19 protein-coding genes and 1 other RNA gene are annotated in these 18,950 nt (G+C 49.3%); 6 read left to right on the top strand and 14 right to left on the bottom strand.

Annotated elements, in window-relative coordinates; genetic code table 11:
* Window positions 1-148: 148 nt before the first annotated feature.
* The 8 genes from kbaY to kbaZ all read right to left on the bottom strand — a co-directional run bounded on the left by kbaY (window position 149) and on the right by kbaZ (window position 7,542).
* A complete protein-coding gene (kbaY, locus tag FQ015_RS09235) occupies window positions 149-1,009 on the bottom strand; it encodes a tagatose-bisphosphate aldolase subunit KbaY (protein WP_000022773.1) in 861 nt (286 codons plus the stop codon).
* 12 nt (window positions 1,010-1,021) lie between these two features.
* Complete coding sequence (locus FQ015_RS09240) at window positions 1,022-2,176, bottom strand: AgaS family sugar isomerase (protein WP_001114898.1); 1,155 nt, start codon at window positions 2,174-2,176, stop codon at window positions 1,022-1,024.
* A gap of 349 nt (window positions 2,177-2,525) precedes the next feature.
* The gene (gene nagA, locus FQ015_RS09245) at window positions 2,526-3,659 is read right to left on the bottom strand and encodes an N-acetylglucosamine-6-phosphate deacetylase (RefSeq protein ID WP_160523975.1); all 1,134 of its coding nucleotides are present in this window, start codon (window positions 3,657-3,659) and stop codon (window positions 2,526-2,528) included.
* A complete protein-coding gene (gene agaF, locus FQ015_RS09250) occupies window positions 3,656-4,090 on the bottom strand; it encodes a PTS galactosamine/N-acetylgalactosamine transporter subunit IIA (RefSeq protein ID WP_160523976.1) in 435 nt (144 codons plus the stop codon). Before agaF ends, nagA begins: the two co-directional genes overlap by 4 nt.
* Before the next feature lie 17 nt (window positions 4,091-4,107).
* Entirely contained in the window at window positions 4,108-4,986 is an 879-nt protein-coding gene (agaE, locus tag FQ015_RS09255) for a PTS N-acetylgalactosamine transporter subunit IID (RefSeq protein ID WP_001295548.1), read from the bottom strand.
* Window positions 4,976-5,755 carry a PTS N-acetylgalactosamine transporter subunit IIC gene (gene agaW, locus FQ015_RS09260; protein WP_000406214.1) on the bottom strand — a complete coding sequence of 260 codons (780 nt, stop codon included), beginning with the start codon at window positions 5,753-5,755 and terminating at the stop codon, window positions 4,976-4,978. The genes agaE and agaW overlap by 11 nt, the downstream gene beginning before the upstream one ends.
* A gap of 10 nt (window positions 5,756-5,765) precedes the next feature.
* Complete coding sequence (gene agaV / locus FQ015_RS09265; RefSeq protein ID WP_032303829.1) at window positions 5,766-6,239, bottom strand: PTS N-acetylgalactosamine transporter subunit IIB; 474 nt, start codon at window positions 6,237-6,239, stop codon at window positions 5,766-5,768.
* 22 nt (window positions 6,240-6,261) lie between these two features.
* The gene (gene kbaZ, locus FQ015_RS09270; RefSeq protein WP_104917761.1) at window positions 6,262-7,542 is read right to left on the bottom strand and encodes a tagatose-bisphosphate aldolase subunit KbaZ; all 1,281 of its coding nucleotides are present in this window, start codon (window positions 7,540-7,542) and stop codon (window positions 6,262-6,264) included.
* 248 nt (window positions 7,543-7,790) lie between these two features.
* Between kbaZ and agaR the strand changes: the two genes are divergently transcribed.
* On the top strand, window positions 7,791-8,600 hold the full coding sequence (gene agaR / locus FQ015_RS09275; protein WP_000072187.1) for an aga operon transcriptional regulator AgaR: 810 nt from the start codon (window positions 7,791-7,793) through the stop codon (window positions 8,598-8,600).
* Between the two features lie 54 nt (window positions 8,601-8,654).
* Here the strand turns inward: agaR and yhaV are convergent, their stop codons facing one another.
* From yhaV to garD, 3 genes are all read right to left on the bottom strand, one after another.
* Window positions 8,655-9,119, bottom strand: a complete 465-nt coding sequence (gene yhaV / locus FQ015_RS09280; RefSeq protein ID WP_000347251.1) for a type II toxin-antitoxin system ribonuclease toxin YhaV — start codon at window positions 9,117-9,119, stop codon at window positions 8,655-8,657.
* Window positions 9,119-9,454, bottom strand: a complete 336-nt coding sequence (gene prlF / locus FQ015_RS09285; protein ID WP_001296435.1) for a type II toxin-antitoxin system antitoxin PrlF — start codon at window positions 9,452-9,454, stop codon at window positions 9,119-9,121. The genes yhaV and prlF overlap by 1 nt, the downstream gene beginning before the upstream one ends.
* Before the next feature lie 148 nt (window positions 9,455-9,602).
* A complete protein-coding gene (gene garD, locus FQ015_RS09290; protein WP_160523977.1) occupies window positions 9,603-11,174 on the bottom strand; it encodes a galactarate dehydratase in 1,572 nt (523 codons plus the stop codon).
* Window positions 11,175-11,548: 374 nt separating this feature from the next.
* Here garD and garP point away from each other — a divergent pair, with 374 nt between their 5' ends.
* The 5 genes from garP to rnpB all read left to right on the top strand — a co-directional run bounded on the left by garP (window position 11,549) and on the right by rnpB (window position 16,240).
* A complete protein-coding gene (gene garP, locus FQ015_RS09295) occupies window positions 11,549-12,883 on the top strand; it encodes a galactarate/glucarate/glycerate transporter GarP (RefSeq protein ID WP_032185178.1) in 1,335 nt (444 codons plus the stop codon).
* 15 nt (window positions 12,884-12,898) lie between these two features.
* Window positions 12,899-13,669, top strand: coding sequence for a 2-dehydro-3-deoxyglucarate aldolase (garL, locus tag FQ015_RS09300; RefSeq protein ID WP_001058227.1), 771 nt, complete (start codon window positions 12,899-12,901; stop codon window positions 13,667-13,669).
* Window positions 13,670-13,698: 29 nt separating this feature from the next.
* Complete coding sequence (garR, locus tag FQ015_RS09305) at window positions 13,699-14,589, top strand: 2-hydroxy-3-oxopropionate reductase (RefSeq protein WP_001303675.1); 891 nt, start codon at window positions 13,699-13,701, stop codon at window positions 14,587-14,589.
* 96 nt (window positions 14,590-14,685) lie between these two features.
* Window positions 14,686-15,831, top strand: a complete 1,146-nt coding sequence (garK, locus tag FQ015_RS09310; protein ID WP_105278367.1) for a glycerate 2-kinase — start codon at window positions 14,686-14,688, stop codon at window positions 15,829-15,831.
* A 32-nt stretch (window positions 15,832-15,863) separates the two neighbouring features.
* An RNA gene (rnpB, locus tag FQ015_RS09315) (RNase P RNA component class A) lies at window positions 15,864-16,240 on the top strand.
* Window positions 16,241-16,512: 272 nt separating this feature from the next.
* Here the strand turns inward: rnpB and FQ015_RS09320 are convergent.
* The 3 genes from FQ015_RS09320 to tdcR all read right to left on the bottom strand — a co-directional run bounded on the left by FQ015_RS09320 (window position 16,513) and on the right by tdcR (window position 18,718).
* Entirely contained in the window at window positions 16,513-17,682 is a 1,170-nt protein-coding gene (locus FQ015_RS09320) for a hypothetical protein (protein WP_105278366.1), read from the bottom strand.
* Between the two features lie 21 nt (window positions 17,683-17,703).
* Window positions 17,704-18,243, bottom strand: a complete 540-nt coding sequence (locus tag FQ015_RS09325; protein WP_001352916.1) for a hypothetical protein — start codon at window positions 18,241-18,243, stop codon at window positions 17,704-17,706.
* A gap of 238 nt (window positions 18,244-18,481) precedes the next feature.
* Window positions 18,482-18,718, bottom strand: coding sequence for a transcriptional activator TdcR (gene tdcR, locus FQ015_RS09330; protein ID WP_050009867.1), 237 nt, complete (start codon window positions 18,716-18,718; stop codon window positions 18,482-18,484).
* Window positions 18,719-18,950: the final 232 nt, after the last annotated feature.

Genomic DNA, 18,950 nt, shown 5'->3' on the forward strand with positions numbered 1-18,950 from the left:
AAGTTGAATAATATAATTTTTTTAAATATATTATTGTTGCGATATTTTACTGATGTATTTATTAAGGTTTAGTTATCTCCTTTACCATTAAGGCACTCCCCGATATTAATCGGGAAGTACATTGGGATAAATCATAAAAAACTAATGATTATGCTGAAATTCGATTTGCTGAACCACAGACATTAATTTTATTTCTGACAACTTCTTTCATCGCATCCATACCGACGCGCATATAATAACGAGGATCATTACCCTGCGGATTTTCCGCAAACCAGGCTTTAACCGCGCCAGCGAAGGCTATTTTTAATTCTGTGGCAACGTTCACTTTTGTGACGCCAAGTTCAATAGTGCGACGGACAAATTCATCCGGGACATCGCTGGCACCATGCAGCACCAGAGGAACATCCACCACTTCACGAATTTCCGCCAGCCGCTGGAAATCAATCTTCGGCGTTTTGCTGTATAAGCCGTGCGCCGTACCAATCGCTACCGCCAGGCTGTCGACGCCAGTCAGTTCGACAAAGCGTTTAGCTTCTTGTGGATCGGTCAGGAATGCACTTTCGGCGTCAACGCTCATGTCATCTTCAACACCGCCCAGGCGGCCCAGTTCTGCTTCCACGCTGCAATCCTGTGAGTGGCAGAAGTCGACAACCGATTTCACCAGCTTCACGTTCTCGTCAAACGGGAAGTGGCTGCCGTCGATCATCGCACTGCGCACGCCTGCGTGGACTTTACGGCGAATATCATCCAGCGATTCGTGGTGGTCGAGATGCAGCGCCAGTGGCATGTTGTAGGTTGTGGAATAGGCACTACACAGGGCGTAGATCTCTTCCAGCGCGATATGTTTAAAGGTCCCCGGCGTCCCGGCGAGGATCACCGGCGATCGCATTTCACTGCACACTTCGAGGATCGCCTGGATCGTCTCGGCGTTATGAATGTTAAAAGCAGGCACCGCGTAGCCATTGGCCTGGGCGTCCTGTAACAGATATTTGGTGGAGATAATGCTCATAATGCGATCCTCTTATGCCTGCCACGGATGAATGATTACGCCTTGCACCACACGGTTAACGGTGCCGCTGGCTGATGGGGTATCCGGCGTATTGCCCATGTGCAGCGACTGCATCAGTGCAAACGTCTGGGCGTACATCAGGAAGCAAAATGCCTGCTCAACGTCGATAAAGTGACGTGACGGCGGCAGGATGATATGTGGACCGGCGGTAATAACGTCGTTGCCTTCCGCGGCGATGGCGATTACGCGCATTGCCTGGTTGTCACGGCGGAGTTCTGCCAGCAGATCAAGATCATACTGACGCGTATAGGGGTGGCTGGAGACAAACACCACCACCAGCGTTTCGTCATCGACCAGTGATTTAGGCCCATGACGGAATCCGGTCGGGGAATCATAAAAGGCCGCCAGTTTACCCGCCGTCAGTTCCAGTACTTTCAGCGCCGACTCGCGTGCTGCGCCCTGTAAGCCACCGCTGCCGAGATAAACGATCCGTTTCCACGGTGCGTAACCAAACACACCTTCGCTGAAATCGCCCAGTGAGGTCAGGATCGCCTGGCAACGATCCGCTACGTCGCGGAAGGTCTGGCTATTGATTGTCTCAGGTGCGAAAACCGCGAGGCAGCTGGCCATCATAGTGGTAATGCTGCTTGTCATCGCAAAGCCGCGATCGTGCGTTTCTGCGGGCATCAGCAGGGCAAACGCGTTGTCGCTGTTGATCGCGTTTTGGTAAAGAGCGCCCGCTTCGTTGCAGGTGATCGGCAGGTGATAGCATTCCGGTACAAACTGATTCGCCAGTTCCACGGCGGCGACGCTTTCCGGGCTGTTGCCAGATCGACCGAAGGAGATCAACAGCAGTGGATGCGCTGGGTTCAGGTATTCCATTGGATTGGTGACCAGATCGGTGGTCGGTACGGCGCTGACGTTTTTGCCGGTATGGCTGGCAAGCCACGGCGCGATGATGTCACCGATAAATGCCGAGGTTCCGGCTCCGGTCAGAATGATCCGCAGATTCTCTTTGCGCAGTAACGGTTCAAGGAAGTTATTGAGAGCTGTACGTAACGCGTCGATGTTGGTGAGTGAACGGATCCATGCGCGAGGCTGATGGCGGATCTCTTCTTCAGTCCATGTGCCGGTGGTGGCGGCCGCTGGGGTGTAATTTTCTGGCATAACTCAATCCTTAGTCTGATGAACTTGACTTCCGGCATTGCAGGTTTCGCTTGCCTTTCGTTTCATTTCACTTGGTGATTCGTTTCGTTGATTAAAATCTATAGAAAAGAAATCGAAAGTTCAATGGAGAAAAAAGAAATAAAACGAAATTTGTGATCGTTGAAAGAAAAGACAAGGGAAGATTAAAGGATTGCGTGATGACGTCGCTATGTGTACCGATTGCTGGAAGCGGCGTACCGTAGAGCGGATAAGACGCGCCAGCGTCGCATTCGACACCACTGCACAGATTAAAACGAAAGAAAAAGAAAGGCCTTACGGGGAAGTGAAGGCCCAATAAAGGAGCAAACCATCAAAACGAAGCTAATTGACCCTGAATCCAGATTTGTTGCACATGCAGTCCGCTATTCAGCGCAACGACGCTGGCGCGTTTGCCCGGTTTAAGTGATCCCAGAACACCATCAACACCCAGCATTCGCGCCGGATGCAGCGATGCCATATGGATGGCTTCCGCAGGCGTTACGCCCGTCAACTCGACCATGTTGCGCACTGCCGCATCGACAGACAGCGTACTGCCCGCCAGCCCACCGGACGCGGTACGGACAACGCCACCGCGCATCTGCACTTCTTCACCACATAACGTATAGTGACCATCCGGCATCCCGGCTGCCTGCATCGCGTCGGTGATCAGAACTATCCTCTCTTTCGCGCAGCAACAACACAGCGACATCGCCGCCGGATGAACATGATGCCCATCGGCTATCAATTCCAGCCAGGCGCGCTTGTCCGTTAAACCCGCGCCAACCATTCCCGGTTCGCGGTGATGTAATCCTGTCATCCCGTTATAGCAATGCACCAGGCCGTCTGCGCCAGCATCAAATGCGGCGCGGGTTTGTTGCCAGGTTGCTGCGCTATGTCCCAGCATTACCCGCACGTTCTGCTGTTTAAGATGACGAATGGCTTGTAACGCGCCCGTTTTTTCCGGTGCCAGCGCCACCACGCGCAAGGTATGCCGTGAAACAGCAATCAATTGATCCAGCTCGGCAATTTCCAGCTCGCGAAACAGCTCCGGCGGATGTGCGCCTTTATTCTGCGGCGTGAAGTACGGTCCTTCGAGATAACTCCCCAGCACTTGCGCACCAGGTCCACCGCGCTGGCAGCGTAGAGCAATACGTTCCAGCGCCGCATGAATGGTATTAAGCGGCGCGGTTACGGTAGTCGGCAACCAACTGCCGACACCTTCCCGTGCCTTGTGCATTGCCAGCTTGTCGAGCACATCCGGCGCGTCATCCATAACATCAACGCCCGCACCACCGTGTACATGGGTATCGATATAAGCGGGGCAGAGCAGTTCCGCATCGCGTTCAGCCACGCCCACTGGAATCGGTTCGATTGCTGCGATTACACCGTCAGCAATATGCAACTGATGATCATCAAGCCAGCCCTCCTCAGTCAGCAGTCTTCTGGCGCGCAGAACGTGTGTCATATTCCTTCCTCGACCGGACATTCTTCATGGCAGCGGCCTAATTCATCCACCAGACTGGTCAGCCCACGGTGTCCACACTCCAGCGCCTGCACACGGAACTCTTCACCGCTTAACCCTTCTCGCTCCAGCACCATTTCCAGTAACAGTTGCAAATTGGTGCCGGTGATCACTTCATAGCCCGGTTTTTGTATCGCCAGCGTTGAAGCCACGCGAAACGGTGTGCCGCCCAGCAAATCTGTCAGAAAAACAATGCCGTCTTCACAATCCAGTTGGGCGATGGCCTCTTCAAGCTGCGATGTAAGCAGCGCGGTGCTTGAGGTTTCCGGAAAATCGATGGCGATAAACTGCGATTGCTCGCCGAGGATTTGCTTCATTGCTTTTTCCATGCCGCTGGCAAATCCGCCATGCCCTGTCAAAATAATACTTAACATATAATACCTCATTGTATTTAAAGGAAATGACAGAATTTACCGACGATGCCAAGAACCACGGTAACCGCAATCAGGCGCAGCGGACTCCAGCCGCGGCGTACCAGCCAGAACATGGTCAGGGTGTAGACCAGCGGTAAGAAGGCAGGCATCAGTTTGTCGATAACGTCAGCCTGCAGCTTAACCACTGCGTCGCCCGCCGTGATTTCCAGCGTGGTGCTTAAACGAACATAGGTTGCCACCAGCGCGCCGATCACCGTCATCCCAACGATAGACGCTGCATGGCCGACTTTTTTGGTATTCGCTTTAATGAGTGGGATCGCCGCCACGCCCATGCGGTAAGCATAATGCGCCAGACCAAAACGCAGCCCCAGGTGTACCACGTTGAACAGCACAATAAACACGACTGCGCCAAGAATAGAGCCTTGCAATGCCAGACTGGCACCAATCCCGCCACAAATCGGCAGTAACGTTAGCCAGAACATGGCATCGCCAATCCCGCCGAGCGGCGCACCGACGGCAATTTTGGTGCTCTGAATACTGTTAACGTCCTGCTTAGAACGCTCCATCGCGAGGATAATGCCAATAACAAACGTCACCAGAAATGGATGGGTATTGAAGAAACCCATATGTCCCTTCATGGCGCGCGCCAGGTCGCGTTTATTAGTGTGGATCTTTTTCAGAGCAGGCAGCAGACCGTACAACCAGCCGGAAGCCTGCATACGCTCGTAGTTAAAAGAAGCTTGTAACAGCATGGAACGCCAGGCGACGCGGTTGATATCTTTTTTTGTTAGCTCCGCGCCAATGCTCTGATCTTCATACACGTTTTCATTGACGCCTGTCAGCAGTGTTTCTTCGTTTTCACTGACGTTCGGCAGGGTAGTTTGATTAGATGCCATCTTCAAATTCCTCTTTCTGTGCCGCAGGTTGAGTCGGTTCAGGAGATTTACGCAGCAAGTCGATCAGCGCCATCGCCAGCGCGGCGGCAGCAATAGCCAGCACCGGTAACTTGAGCCAGGCTGCGGCAACAAAGCCCAGGATGAAGTAGGGGATGTAGACGTTTTTCATCATGATTTTCAGCAGTACGGCAAAACCGATTGCTGGCATGATGCCACCCGCGACGCCAAGGCCGTCGATTAACCGTTGCGGCAGGACATCAATGATGGTTTTTGCATGTTCCGCGCCGAAGTAGATAGGCAGGAAAGCGCAGAGAAAATAGAACGTGCCGAGTGCCAGCAATGCCAGATAGTTCACGCGTTCAATGCCGCGAGTATCGGCGTTCTCCGCCATCCGGTCGCAGCGGGACATCACGCCAGACATCACCGAGAACAGGAAGGTAATCCCCATCTGTACTGCGACAGCGAAAGGTACGGCGACACCGACCGCGACATCCGGTTTCACGCCAGTAGTAATGGCAAACGCCGTGCCGACGATAGTTCCGATAATCACGTTAGGCGGCTGTGCGCCCGCCAGCGGTGCCAGCCCCATCCACACCAGTTCCAGCGTACCGCCGGTTAAAATACCGGTATGCAGATCGCCAAGCACCAACCCAACTAACGGGCCGAGGACCACCGGGCGGTGCATATGGGTCAAGCCGTTAAACATATCCAGGCCAGCGATAAAGGCGATAATGCCCAACGCAAATGCCTGCAACAGACTGATTTCCATAATGAATCCCTCAAAGTAATTTAAAGAGGTCCACAGCAGGTTCTGTCGGAACGCCCTGAACGAAGCATTCCACCCCAGCGGCTTTCAGGTCGTTAAATGCCGCGATATCGCTCGCATCCACAGAAACCGTTTTGGCAATTTGCTGCTTGCCATTGGCATAGTGCATGTTGCCAACGTTAATGCGACTCACCGGGACCCCACCTTTAACCAGCGTCAGGAAATCGGCAGGTGTTTTACAAACCAGCAGAATTTTCTGCCGATCGGCGGCGCGGTGGATGTTGTCGATCACTTTTTGCAGCGTCCAGAAACGTACTGCGATCCCTTCTGCCAGTACCATTTCCATCAGGTTTTGTTGTACCGGATCTTCGGCAACCTCATCATTGGCTACCAGCACCAGATTTGCCCCCGCAAATCCGACCCACTGAACGCCGACCTGACCGTGAATCAAGCGTTCATCAATCCGGCTTAAAACAATATTTGGCATAGCGTGTTCCTCTTTGTTTTGCTTATTGGCCTTCACAGGCTGTGTGGTACTGCGCCAGGATGTCCTGAATATGGTTGATAATGAGTTCCCGTGGCGTTGGCTGCAGCTCGCCGGAGCGAACTTTCACGTATTGCAGCGGCAGGTACTGACTGATGAGCGGTAGCGGAATCGGTGCATCCGCCAGGTTACGAACCAGATGGGCGAAAGCGTCATCAATCTGGCTGTCCGGCCAGTAGTAGCGCACGCGATCCGAGTAGCTATAACCACGCGCCAGGCGACGTGCGTTGCCGTCACCGTGGTAGTGGCTTTGCCAGTATTCCGGGCGGTCGAGCATCACGTTTTCCAGTACCTGACGCAGACCGGAACAGGCTTTCGCTGGCACCAGTTCTTCTTCAATCGCTGCCAGTGAAAACAGTGCTTCACGCAGGGCGAAGGTCAGCGCTGGGCCAACTTTCAGAATGGCAAAGTGGTCAATCACCAGCTGGCGCAGCGATTGCGGCGTTTGGTAATCGGTAGAGTGCGCTTCGAAAATCAGCGTTTCGTAGTTTTCGACCATCTGGCTTAAGGCGGTCGCTTTAGCTGGCTGATAATCAATAACGTTGGTGTGATCGAATTCGACGCCGGGTTGTACCACCAGAGCAATGATGCGTGGCCAGATGGCATTCAGACCTTGCTTTTCAAAGGCGTGACGATGGGCTTCCAGCGTGGCGCGGGCGGCATCCGGCGTAGTGACCGCCAGCTCGCTTAAGGTTTCATGCGCGCCGCCAGGTACCGGCACTTCGGTACCAATGACATACACCAGATCGGCTTCGCCAAAGTGTTCACGGCAGGTTTCTTCCGCGACTTTAGCCAGTCGGGCGGCGCGTTCAGCCACGATGTCATCGGTTAAGGGAACCGGATCGTCCTGACAGGACATGCTGCAATCAAGGTGAATTTTTTTGAATCCTGCCGCCACGTAGCTTTTAATCAAATCATCGGCATTTGCCATCGCCTGAGCTGCAGGCAGGTTTTGCCAGCGGTTTGGCCCCAGATGATCGCCACCCAGAATCAACGCGTCTTGTGGGAAATTCAATGAGTCGGCGAGCTGACAAACAAAGCCGCGAAAATCGGCGGGTGTCATTCCGGTATAACCACCGAACTGGTCCACCTGATTGGAGGTTGCTTCAATCAGTAACGGCGTTTGGTTTGCACTGGCGTAGCGGATTGCAGCTTCCAGCACCAGCGGGTGTGCGGAACAAACGGCATAAATCCCATTTGTTTTGCCCTCTTTGTGCTGCCTCACCATTTCTGTCAGATGTTTCACTTTCCTCTCCAGTTCAGATTGCTGCGATATTAATCTTTCGTTTTGTTTCAGTTGATACTGCGTCATGGTGAGATAAAAATAAAACGAAAGATAATAGTTTTCTGATCTGATTCACAAAAGAAACATAATGAAAGCCACTGAAACGAGAGTAGCTTGCGTCAATGGGCAAGGTGGGCTTGCATTTGCTCAATAGAAAGGCGTTAATAGACAAAACGAAATGAAACGAAAGTTTTACGAAAGGACTTACTATGAGTAATACCGACGCTTCAGGCGAGAAGCGAGTGACAGGCACCAGCGAGCGACGAGAACAAATCATTCAGCGCCTGCGACAGCAAGGGAGTGTGCAGGTTAACGATCTGTCGGCATTGTATGGCGTATCTACTGTGACGATTCGCAACGATCTGGCGTTTCTGGAAAAGCAGGGGATCGCTGTGCGGGCCTATGGCGGCGCGTTGATCTGCGATAGCACTACGCCGTCAGTCGAGCCATCAGTGGAAGATAAAAGCGCGCTGAACACTGCGATGAAACGCAGCGTTGCGAAAGCTGCCGTTGAGTTGATTCAGCCAGGTCATCGGGTGATCCTCGATTCCGGGACCACCACGTTTGAGATTGCTCGTCTGATGCGCAAGCACACCGACGTAATTGCGATGACCAATGGTATGAACGTAGCCAATGCACTGCTGGAAGCAGAAGGCGTTGAACTTCTTATGACCGGCGGGCATCTGCGGCGTCAGTCGCAATCATTTTACGGCGATCAGGCTGAACAATCGCTACAAAATTACCACTTCGATATGCTGTTTCTTGGCGTAGATGCTATTGATCTGGAGCGCGGCGTCAGCACGCATAATGAAGATGAAGCCCGTTTAAACCGTCGGATGTGCGAAGTTGCGGAACGGATCATCGTGGTCACCGATTCCAGTAAGTTCAATCGTTCCAGTTTACATAAGATCATTGATACTCAACGTATCGACATGATCATTGTTGATGAAGGCATTCCTGCGGATAGTCTGGAAGGACTGCGAAAGGCTGGGGTTGAAGTGATTCTGGTCGGGGAGTGAGAAAGGGTGCCCGCTGGTCAACACCAATGTGTTCGGCGGGCATTGTGAACACCATCAATGGTTTTCTTCTGTCTCTTGGGTGAGGCTTTCCCAGTCGGCAGGAGGATGTCCTCTTTTTAACATTTTACTGAATACGGTATAGGCATCTGTTTTTTTACCGTAGGTGCGCAGCGTGTTTTCATCGTTCATCCATCCCAGAATGATGACTTTCTCTTTTTCACTGTAACGAAAGAAGAGACGATAGCGACCAGCACCAAATTTTACCCGTGACCAGTCTTTATTTTTCCCAGAGCCTAACGACTTGCCATGACGGAATGCCGGTGATGATGGATTGACCGTGATATGCTCCTCAATCACTTTATGGACCACCGCCAATAACTTTGTGGCAGCTTTTCTCTGATAATTTTCAGGATCTTTTCCCTTTAATGCCTCGACTTCGGCAACTAAAGCATCGTAGGTTTCCTGAAAACAGGGATGAGCATATAGCGCCCAACCATTAACCCTTTGTGGAAAATCCATTATTCGTCGTCGCCAATCTCATCGTCAATGTTGACGTCCATGCCAGCGACAAGTTTCTTTCCTTGTTGAATGTCGAATGGACGAGTTTTTTGCGGGTTGTTCTGGATATCTGCATCCAGAAAACGCAAAAATGCATTCATAGTATGATCCTCCTGTTCATCTCCCAGTCGGCACATAAATACTTGCCCACCAGGCAGAATTTCGTAATGAATGCTGTCCAGGCCTGGCTTCAGTTTTAAGGCCTCACGCACTGGCGCGGGGATAGTTGTTTGTCCGCGTATCGTGACCTTTGATTCAGTGGTCAGTACAGCGTTAGAGCGAGCATTAGCGGGCATTATTTACTGTCCTTTTACAGCCTGTTTTCTGCTCAAATTATAAGCTTGAACTAAGGTAATGCAAATGCATTATTAATGGATGTGTGGACTTTAAACAATAAAAACATGGCACTAAGGCCATGTTTTGCGAGGGACGTTCCAAAAGAAATCAGGTCACCGGTGCCGGGTTAAACACCGCCAGCTGGTTATGCAGTCCCCATTGATCTGAGAAGGTTTTCTTCTTCCCGCTGGCGACGTCGAGAATAAAATGGAACAATTTCCAGCTCACCTCTTCAATAGTTTCTTCGCCGGTAGCGATGGTGCCCGCATTAATATCCATTAAGTCAAACCAACGGTTTGCCAGTTCGGTGCGGGTTGCCATTTTAATGACGGGTACCGCCATCAGGCCGTACGGCGTACCACGGCCGGTCGTAAACACTTGCACGGTGATACCCGAAGCCACCTGTTGCGTGCCACAGACAAAATCGCTGGCTGGCGTCGCGGCGTAAATTAATCCGCGTTTAGTCGGGCGTTGACCGGGCGATAGCACTTCAACAATTGCGCTTTTACCCGATTTAGCAATGGAGCCGAGCGCTTTCTCCACCACGTTTGCCAGACCGCCTTTCTTGTTGCCCGGAGAAGGGTTGGCGCTGCGGTCGGTTTTTCCCATATTGAGATAGTTATCGTACCACTCCATCTCCTCCAGCAGCCGTTTGCCGACCTCTTCGTTCACTGCGCGCGGCGTCAGCAGATGGATCGCGTCACGCACTTCTGTGACTTCTGAAAACATCACCGTTGCGCCGCAGCGCACCAGTAGATCAGACGCATACCCAACCGCCGGGTTTGCCGTTACGCCAGAAAACGCATCGCTGCCGCCGCACTGCATGCCGACAACCAGTTCTGAAGCCGGACAGGTTTCTCGCTGACGTTGATTCAGTTTTTGTAGATGGCGTTCGGCGACCTGCAAAATATCCTCGACCATGGACTGAAAACCGACATGCTTTTCATCCTGCAAACTGACAATGCTGGCGCTTTCTACTGGAATAGCTTGCACATCATCCGTTCCAGTCAGCAGGCGTTCAGGTTGCAACTTTTCACAACCCAGACCAATCACCATTACTTCGCCGCCAAAGTTAGGGTTCAGCGAAATATTGTGAATGGTACGAATAGGCACAACTGCCGCCGGTGCGTTAATCGCCACGCCACAACCGTACAAATGATTCAGCCCCACCACGCCATCGACGTTCGGGTATTTCGGTAGCAGATCGCGTTCAATGATTTTTACTACATAGTCCACCACGCCTGCCACACAGTGGACGCTGGTGGTGATGCCGAGCAGGTTTTTGGTGCCCACGCTGCCATCGGCATTACGATAGCCCTCAAAGGTGTATCCTTCCAGCGGCGGTAAGGGTTCCGGGACTTTGGTTGCCAGTGGCAGCGTGTGTAACGGCGGCGCTTCCGGTAGTACAACCATTGATTCGTCGATCCAGCTTCCGCGTGGGATTGCGCGCACGGCGTAACCAATCACTTCACCATAACGAATAATTTCACCATTAGCCGGAATGTCCAGCAATGCGACTTTATGCCCCTGGGGAATATGTTCAATTAATTCCAGCCCATCCGGAAAACGCGTTCCTGCTTTCAGGCCATTATCATTAACAATAATTGCCACATTATCTGTGTCGTGAACTTTTATATAAAACGCAGTTGGCGTTTCTTGTCTGATTTCGATGTTGGCCATTGTGCAATATTCTCCAGCCAGGGGTTATTAAAATGAGGACCTGGTCTCATTTAAAAATAAATGACTTCATTGGGTGAAATAAGAATGTCAGGAGTTTAAACGCAGAAATGTGATCAATGTCAATCATTTCAGGGATTGCAGTGCCGCCCGGCAGGGTAAAGCGCAAATCTGTGCTTTAGCGCGCAACCTTATGTGCATATGCTCAAAATAATATTTAAATAGTAATAATTAAATTAGCATTTGCACAATGATTATTATTCTCTCGCTGCTTATACTAATTCCTGAGTTCATTGTCGTAACGGCATAAATAAAACTCATAAATAACACCTTCCCCATAATAATAAAAATCAGCATAAGTACCCGAGGTAAATAAAATGATTCTGGACACCGTTGACGTAAAAAAGAAAGGCGTGCATACCCGCTATTTAATATTACTGATTATTTTTATTGTTACCGCCGTTAACTACGCCGATCGTGCAACGCTGTCTATTGCTGGTACCGAAGTGGCAAAAGAGTTGCAGTTAAGTGCGGTTTCGATGGGTTACATCTTTTCTGCTTTTGGCTGGGCCTACTTGCTGATGCAAATCCCCGGCGGCTGGCTGCTTGATAAGTTTGGCTCGAAAAAAGTTTACACCTACAGCCTCTTTTTCTGGTCGCTATTCACCTTCCTGCAAGGCTTTGTTGATATGTTCCCGCTGGCCTGGGCAGGGATCTCCATGTTCTTTATGCGCTTTATGCTCGGCTTCTCGGAAGCGCCATCATTCCCGGCGAACGCCCGTATTGTCGCCGCCTGGTTCCCGACGAAAGAACGTGGTACTGCCTCCGCCATCTTTAACTCGGCGCAATATTTCTCGCTGGCGCTCTTTTCGCCTCTGCTTGGCTGGCTGACTTTCGCCTGGGGATGGGAGCACGTCTTTACCGTTATGGGGGTGATTGGTTTTGTGCTGACGGCGCTGTGGATCAAGTTGATTCATAACCCGACAGATCACCCACGTATGTCTGCGGAAGAGCTGAAGTTTATATCTGAAAATGGCGCGGTGGTCGATATGGACCACAAAAAGCCGGGCAGCGCGGCAGCAAGCGGTCCCAAACTGCATTACATCAAGCAATTGCTCTCTAACCGCATGATGTTGGGCGTATTTTTCGGACAATATTTTATCAACACCATCACCTGGTTCTTCCTCACCTGGTTCCCGATTTATCTGGTGCAGGAAAAAGGCATGTCGATTCTGAAAGTGGGTCTGGTCGCCTCGATTCCGGCACTGTGTGGTTTTGCGGGCGGCGTGCTGGGAGGTGTCTTCTCGGATTATCTGATCAAACGCGGTTTATCCCTGACCCTGGCACGTAAGCTACCGATTGTGCTGGGAATGTTGCTGGCTTCCACCATCATCTTATGTAACTACACCAACAACACCACGCTGGTGGTCACGCTGATGGCGCTGGCTTTTTTTGGCAAAGGATTTGGTGCTCTGGGCTGGCCGGTGATTTCTGACACCGCGCCGAAAGAGATTGTTGGCCTCTGCGGCGGCGTCTTTAACGTCTTTGGAAATGTTGCCTCCATTGTCACTCCACTGGTGATTGGCTACCTGGTAAGTGAACTGCACTCCTTCAATGCAGCACTGGTTTTTGTGGGATGTTCAGCGCTGATGGCGATGGTCTGCTACCTCTTCGTAGTTGGCGACATTAAACGTATGGAATTGCAGAAATAAGCAAAGGTATAAGCGATGAATAACGATGTTTTCCCGAATAAATTCAAAGCCGCACTGGCTGCGAAACAGGTACAAATTGGTTGCTGGTCAGCACTCTCTAACCCGATTAGCACTGAAGTTCTTGGTTTGGCTGGGTTTGACTGGCTGGTGCTGGATGGCGAACATGCGCCAAACGATATCTCCACGTTTATTCCGCAGTTAATGGCCCTGAAAGGCAGCGCCAGCGCGCCAGTAGTGCGAGTGCCGACCAACGAGCCGGTAATTATAAAGCGTCTTCTGGATATCGGTTTCTATAACTTCCTGATTCCTTTTGTAGAAACAAAAGAGGAAGCAGAGCAGGCGGTGGCATCAACCCGTTACCCACCGGAAGGCATTCGCGGCGTCTCCGTTTCTCACCGCGCCAATATGTTTGGCACCGTGGCGGATTATTTCGCTCAGTCGAACAAGAACATCACCATTCTGGTCCAGATAGAAAGTCAGCAGGGCGTAGATAACGTCGATGCCATTGCCGCTACCGAAGGTGTAGACGGTATCTTCGTCGGCCCCAGCGATCTGGCTGCGGCATTAGGCCATCTCGGCAATGCCTCGCACCCGGATGTACAAAAAGCAATCCAGCATATTTTTAACCGTGCCAGTGCGCACGGCAAACCCAGCGGTATCCTCGCGCCGGTCGAAGCCGATGCGCGTCGTTATCTGGAATGGGGCGCGACGTTTGTGGCTGTCGGCAGCGATCTCGGCGTCTTCCGCTCTGCCACTCAGAAACTGGCTGATACCTTTAAAAAATAACCACCACCGCAACAAGAGAGATGATTGATATGACTATGAAAGTTGGTTTTATTGGCCTGGGGATTATGGGTAAACCAATGAGTAAAAACCTTCTGAAAGCAGGTTACTCGCTGGTGGTTGCTGACCGTAACCCAGAAGCTATTGCTGACGTGATTGCTGCAGGTGCAGAAACAGCTTCTACGGCTAAAGCGATCGCTGAACAGTGCGACGTCATCATAACCATGCTGCCAAACTCCCCTCATGTGAAAGAGGTGGCGCTGGGTGAGAATGGCATTATTGAAGGCGCGAAGCCAGGTACGGTATTGATCGATATGAGTTCTATTGCACCGCTGGCAAGCCGTGAAATAAGCGAAGCGCTGAAAGCGAAAGGCATTGATATGCTGGACGCCCCGGTGAGCGGCGGTGAACCGAAAGCCATCGACGGTACGCTGTCAGTGATGGTGGGCGGCGACAAGGCTATTTTCGACAAATACTATGATTTGATGAAAGCGATGGCGGGTTCCGTGGTGCATACCGGGGAAATCGGTGCAGGTAACGTCACCAAACTGGCAAATCAGGTCATTGTGGCGCTGAATATTGCCGCGATGTCAGAAGCGTTAACGCTGGCAACCAAAGCGGGCGTTAACCCGGATCTGGTGTATCAGGCAATTCGCGGTGGACTGGCGGGCAGTACCGTGCTGGATGCCAAAGCGCCGATGGTGATGGACCGCAACTTCAAGCCGGGCTTCCGTATTGATCTGCATATTAAGGATCTGGCAAATGCGCTGGATACTTCCCACGGCGTCGGCGCGCAACTGCCGCTCACAGCTGCGGTTATGGAGATGATGCAGGCACTGCGTGCCGATGGTTTAGGAACGGCGGATCATAGCGCCCTGGCGTGCTACTACGAAAAACTGGCGAAAGTCGAAGTTACTCGCTAATGACGTCGTGCCCGGATGGCGTATTGCAATCCGGGCCTGGAATCCAGGCCGAATAAGAGAAACGCCCTCCGGCGTCATGTGGTAACAGGCATAGGTATGAAAATCGTAATCGCCCCAGACTCTTATAAAGAAAGTTTATCTGCCAGCGAGGTTGCGCAGGCGATAGAAAAAGGATTTCGGGAAATTTTTCCTGATGCACAGTATGTTTCCGTTCCGGTTGCCGACGGTGGTGAAGGAACGGTGGAAGCCATGATTGCAGCCACCCAGGGGGCTGAACGTCACGCCTGGGTTACAGGGCCGCTGGGCGAGAAAGTGAATGCCAGTTGGGGGATCTCCGGCGATGGCAAAACCGCGTTTATCGAAATGGCGGCGGCCAGTGGGCTGGAACTGGTACCTGCGGAAAAACGCGATCCACTTGTGACCACTTCACGCGGTACTGGCGAGTTAATCCTGCAGGCGCTGGAGAGCGGCGCGACAAACATTATTATCGGCATTGGCGGCAGCGCCACCAACGACGGCGGCGCAGGCATGGTGCAGGCGCTGGGGGCGAAATTATGCGATGCCAACGGCAATGAAATTGGTTTTGGCGGCGGTAGTCTTAATACCCTGAATACCATTGATATATCGGGCCTCGATCCACGCTTAAAGAATTGTACGATTCGCGTTGCCTGCGATGTCACCAATCCGCTGGTGGGCGATAACGGCGCATCGCGCATCTTTGGCCCACAAAAGGGAGCCAGTGAAGCGATGATTGTCGAGCTGGACAATAACCTCTCTCACTATGCCGATGTCATTAAAAAAGCGCTGCATGTTGATGTGAAAGATGTCCCCGGCGCAGGAGCTGCGGGCGGTATGGGCGCGGCGCTGATGGCGTTTCTTGGTGCGGAACTGAAAAGTGGTATTGAAATCGTCACGACGGCGCTGAATCTGGAGGAACATATTCACGATTGTACGCTGGTGATCACCGGTGAAGGGCGTATTGACAGCCAGAGTATACACGGCAAGGTTCCGATTGGCGTCGCAAACGTGGCGAAAAAGTACCATAAACCGGTGATTGGCATTGCGGGTAGCCTGACCAATGATGTTGGCGTTGTACATCAGCATGGCATTGATGCGGTCTTCAGCGTATTGACCAGTATTGGTACGTTGGACGAAGCATTCCGCGGGGCTTATGACAATATTTACCGTGCTTCACGTAATATCGCCGCGACACTGGCGATTGGAATGCGCAACGCGGGGTGACAAGGGCGCGCAAACCCTCTATACTGCGCGCCGAAGCTGACCAGACAGTCGCCGCTTCGTCGTCGTCCTCTTCGGGGGAGACGGGCGGAGGGGAGGAAAGTCCGGGCTCCATAGGGCAGGGTGCCAGGTAACGCCTGGGGGGGAAACCCACGACCAGTGCAACAGAGAGCAAACCGCCGATGGCCCGTGCAAGCGGGATCAGGTAAGGGTGAAAGGGTGCGGTAAGAGCGCACCGCGCGGCTGGTAACAGTCCGTGGCACGGTAAACTCCACCCGGAGCAAGGCCAAATAGGGGTTCATAAGGTACGGCCCGTACTGAACCCGGGTAGGCTGCTTGAGCCAGTGAGCGATTGCTGGCCTAGATGAATGACTGTCCACGACAGAACCCGGCTTATCGGTCAGTTTCACCTATTTTAACGAAAACCCGCCAGCGTAAACTGGCGGGTTTTTGCTTTTGAGGAGGGTGGTCGGAAAGATGAACGTCTTATCTGGCCTACAAAACAACGAAAATTCAATATATTGCACAGAGGCAATGTAGGCCTGATAAGCGTAGCGCCTCAGGCAATTTTGTGTTTATCATCAGTCTCGAACCTGCTTCGGCAAGCTTTTACTTTTGGTGCAGACGGAAAGATGAACGAATATCTAAGCTATTAATAATAGACTTTGCAAGAAATCATTACATTTATATTTCATTTAAAAGATCGTAATCATACGTATATTCTTTGCTAATAAAACGACACTCGTTGAAGCTAAATTCATCGTCTGAAAAGGAATTGTCAACAGAATATCTCTCTTCCTCCAGGCTATTATCTGAAAGCAAGTCGTTTGAGTTAGTGTAATCTAGGTTGTAATCGACAGTATAATTAATTTCTGGATCGGTTTGGTAATCATTTTTTTTGACGCAATCATATTCTTCAATAATTTTGTCGATATAATCATATGCTTTTTCTAATGAGAAGTTTTTCATCTCTGGTAATTTAACTTTGCTCAAATAATTATTAATTTTTGAGGAATTTTTATATATGCTTTTTGTTAATTCTTTTTCTAATTTGTCTGTTATATTTGCTGTTGGTATGGATTTTATAATCGCATATCTCATGATTTTTAATTGATCTTCGGTTAAATCTCCAAGCTCATTTAAACAACTTTCGACAAAGTTGATTTTTTCTCTGGAATAATCATCGCTGATACTTGTTAACGCTGGGGTGATTTTTAATAAAGAATTCCATGAGATAGTACCATTGTGTGTCGAACGCATAAAATTTATATTGTACATATTGGTTTTAGTAAACTTTGTTGCAAACAATGTAAAGGGATCTAAAGTCGCGTAAGCCATATGTTTATTTGAAAAATCATAACCAGTTAAATCGACGTTATGCAAGTCCAGATAGGATAAATCTATTACGTCGCCTGCTCCAGAGCTAAAGATTACATTTAGTCTTCTGATTTCATTATAAATTTCCTTTAATGAACAATTTATGTTCATGATGTCTGTTGAAATTTTTTTGTTATTTAACGGTTCACAAATTATAAGTTCGCAAGTATTGTCTGATCGTTGCGTTATTTGGGCATTATAACCTAAAAAGTCTATGCGAAGAGACGAGTCATTATAAAGTATTACATTTTTTAAGTATGCTAATTCTTGTTGGAAATCACCATCGATAATACATGTCCCACCAGGTTGCAACGCGCTGATTAACGTGACCATTTGTTTAGAAGTCTGTATTAGTTTTACTACACCTGGTGCTAGTGCTTTGAGGTCATTTATTATGGGGTTTTCAGGAAGGTCATTCATTTTTATACATACTAAATTATTACCTAAGTCATTACCTATTGATGAAACCGGGAACATTATTTTATCCTTTTTAAATAATCAATGAGAATCATGATTAAAATGATCTGGTGAAAAAAAGAGAATTTGCCAACAATCTGAAACATTGTCAGTTTTATTAAAATGATTAAATTCCGTTAAGATAACTTCTTTTTGCGTGAACTTTGCGCAAAACTTAAAAATTGTCTCCTTGATACACTCCAGATCTTTTCTATTGATGGCTGAACAAGTACATTTTTCGCCAAAAGGTGAAAATGTGCCTACATCTAAAGTTTGTATTATATAATCATCATTTACTCCTGTAGAAATATCTATGATGAATGGACTTCTATTTTCCGGTTGGATTCGGATCATTACAGAAGAAACATCACCTTTATAGACATTCAATGCAGTAATTGCAGATAATATTCTCCGCAATTCATTGCTTATGCTGTAAATTTCATTAACGTCATTTGTCGATATAATCTCGGCAAATTTTATTTTTACCTTCCAATAATCAATGTTTCTATTATAAGTGTTAACAGTTTCGTACATTGGTGGTATCGAAGGGGGTAAAAAATGTGAAACCGAATAACCTTTCATTGATGCCTGCCTTGTCATCATGACAAACAATAATCAATGCTTATTTTCCTTGCACGGTTCGCTCACAACTATCAAAAAACGCTCAATTACCCGGCATTACAGTCAACGAAGCAAAATTCTGTGGTCTACAACGATGTAAAGCACAACGAAAATCCTCCTTGTTCTCTTATTCTGATCGTATAGCGATGAACATCAATTATTCGTTTTGTGATCATCAACACAAAATGCTATTTAGTAACTATGGTGACAGTAGAAACGAGGGGAAACGATTGCATTCACAAAATGACGTCCTGTAAGAAGGGTGAAAGTTGATGTTAATCAATTGTTCGAGATGATCAATATCTGTATTCGAAATTTTAAAACATTGATAAAATAAATGTTTTCCCTCCAACAAATAGCGAGAAAAAATGTGACGTGCCGCATTATTTATCGCTGAAAATGATTTATTTATAATAAAATTTGATAACTTGCTCATAAAATTTAACTCAAAATTTGCCTGGTAATTATCCGCTAATTGCTTGAAATATGGTCGCAGCTGCTTTTTTTTATTAACCACATAACGAATGATGTTATCGCCATAAAATATGGTTATCCCTGTCATTTTTTTTGACAAAAATCAGGGTTTATGCTGATTTATATACTTTAACTTATTGATATATAAAAGCATTTAATTGATACAGTGATATCCAGAAAAGTATTGAAAGTTA

Source organism: Escherichia sp. HH26CH (assembly GCF_009820205.1).
Classification (GTDB): domain Bacteria; phylum Pseudomonadota; class Gammaproteobacteria; order Enterobacterales; family Enterobacteriaceae; genus Escherichia; species Escherichia coli_F.

What these genes read in the sequence shown, in the direction of transcription:
- garD (WP_160523977.1), bottom strand. Translation starts at nt 11,174, where the DNA reads ATGGCCAACATCGAAATCAGACAAGAAACGCCAACTGCGTTTTATATA.
- agaV (WP_032303829.1), bottom strand. Translation starts at nt 6,239, where the DNA reads ATGCCAAATATTGTTTTAAGCCGGATTGATGAACGCTTGATTCACGGT.
- agaF (WP_160523976.1), bottom strand. Translation starts at nt 4,090, where the DNA reads ATGTTAAGTATTATTTTGACAGGGCATGGCGGATTTGCCAGCGGCATG.
- FQ015_RS09325 (WP_001352916.1), bottom strand. Translation starts at nt 18,243, where the DNA reads ATGAAAGGTTATTCGGTTTCACATTTTTTACCCCCTTCGATACCACCA.
- agaE (WP_001295548.1), bottom strand. Translation starts at nt 4,986, where the DNA reads ATGGCATCTAATCAAACTACCCTGCCGAACGTCAGTGAAAACGAAGAA.
- agaR (WP_000072187.1), top strand. Translation starts at nt 7,791, where the DNA reads ATGAGTAATACCGACGCTTCAGGCGAGAAGCGAGTGACAGGCACCAGC.
- garL (WP_001058227.1), top strand. Translation starts at nt 12,899, where the DNA reads ATGAATAACGATGTTTTCCCGAATAAATTCAAAGCCGCACTGGCTGCG.
- tdcR (WP_050009867.1), bottom strand. Translation starts at nt 18,718, where the DNA reads ATGAGCAAGTTATCAAATTTTATTATAAATAAATCATTTTCAGCGATA.
- yhaV (WP_000347251.1), bottom strand. Translation starts at nt 9,119, where the DNA reads ATGGATTTTCCACAAAGGGTTAATGGTTGGGCGCTATATGCTCATCCC.
- garP (WP_032185178.1), top strand. Translation starts at nt 11,549, where the DNA reads ATGATTCTGGACACCGTTGACGTAAAAAAGAAAGGCGTGCATACCCGC.
- garK (WP_105278367.1), top strand. Translation starts at nt 14,686, where the DNA reads ATGAAAATCGTAATCGCCCCAGACTCTTATAAAGAAAGTTTATCTGCC.
- FQ015_RS09240 (WP_001114898.1), bottom strand. Translation starts at nt 2,176, where the DNA reads ATGCCAGAAAATTACACCCCAGCGGCCGCCACCACCGGCACATGGACT.
- prlF (WP_001296435.1), bottom strand. Translation starts at nt 9,454, where the DNA reads ATGCCCGCTAATGCTCGCTCTAACGCTGTACTGACCACTGAATCAAAG.
- garR (WP_001303675.1), top strand. Translation starts at nt 13,699, where the DNA reads ATGACTATGAAAGTTGGTTTTATTGGCCTGGGGATTATGGGTAAACCA.
- nagA (WP_160523975.1), bottom strand. Translation starts at nt 3,659, where the DNA reads ATGACACACGTTCTGCGCGCCAGAAGACTGCTGACTGAGGAGGGCTGG.
- agaW (WP_000406214.1), bottom strand. Translation starts at nt 5,755, where the DNA reads ATGGAAATCAGTCTGTTGCAGGCATTTGCGTTGGGCATTATCGCCTTT.
- FQ015_RS09320 (WP_105278366.1), bottom strand. Translation starts at nt 17,682, where the DNA reads ATGTTCCCGGTTTCATCAATAGGTAATGACTTAGGTAATAATTTAGTA.
- kbaY (WP_000022773.1), bottom strand. Translation starts at nt 1,009, where the DNA reads ATGAGCATTATCTCCACCAAATATCTGTTACAGGACGCCCAGGCCAAT.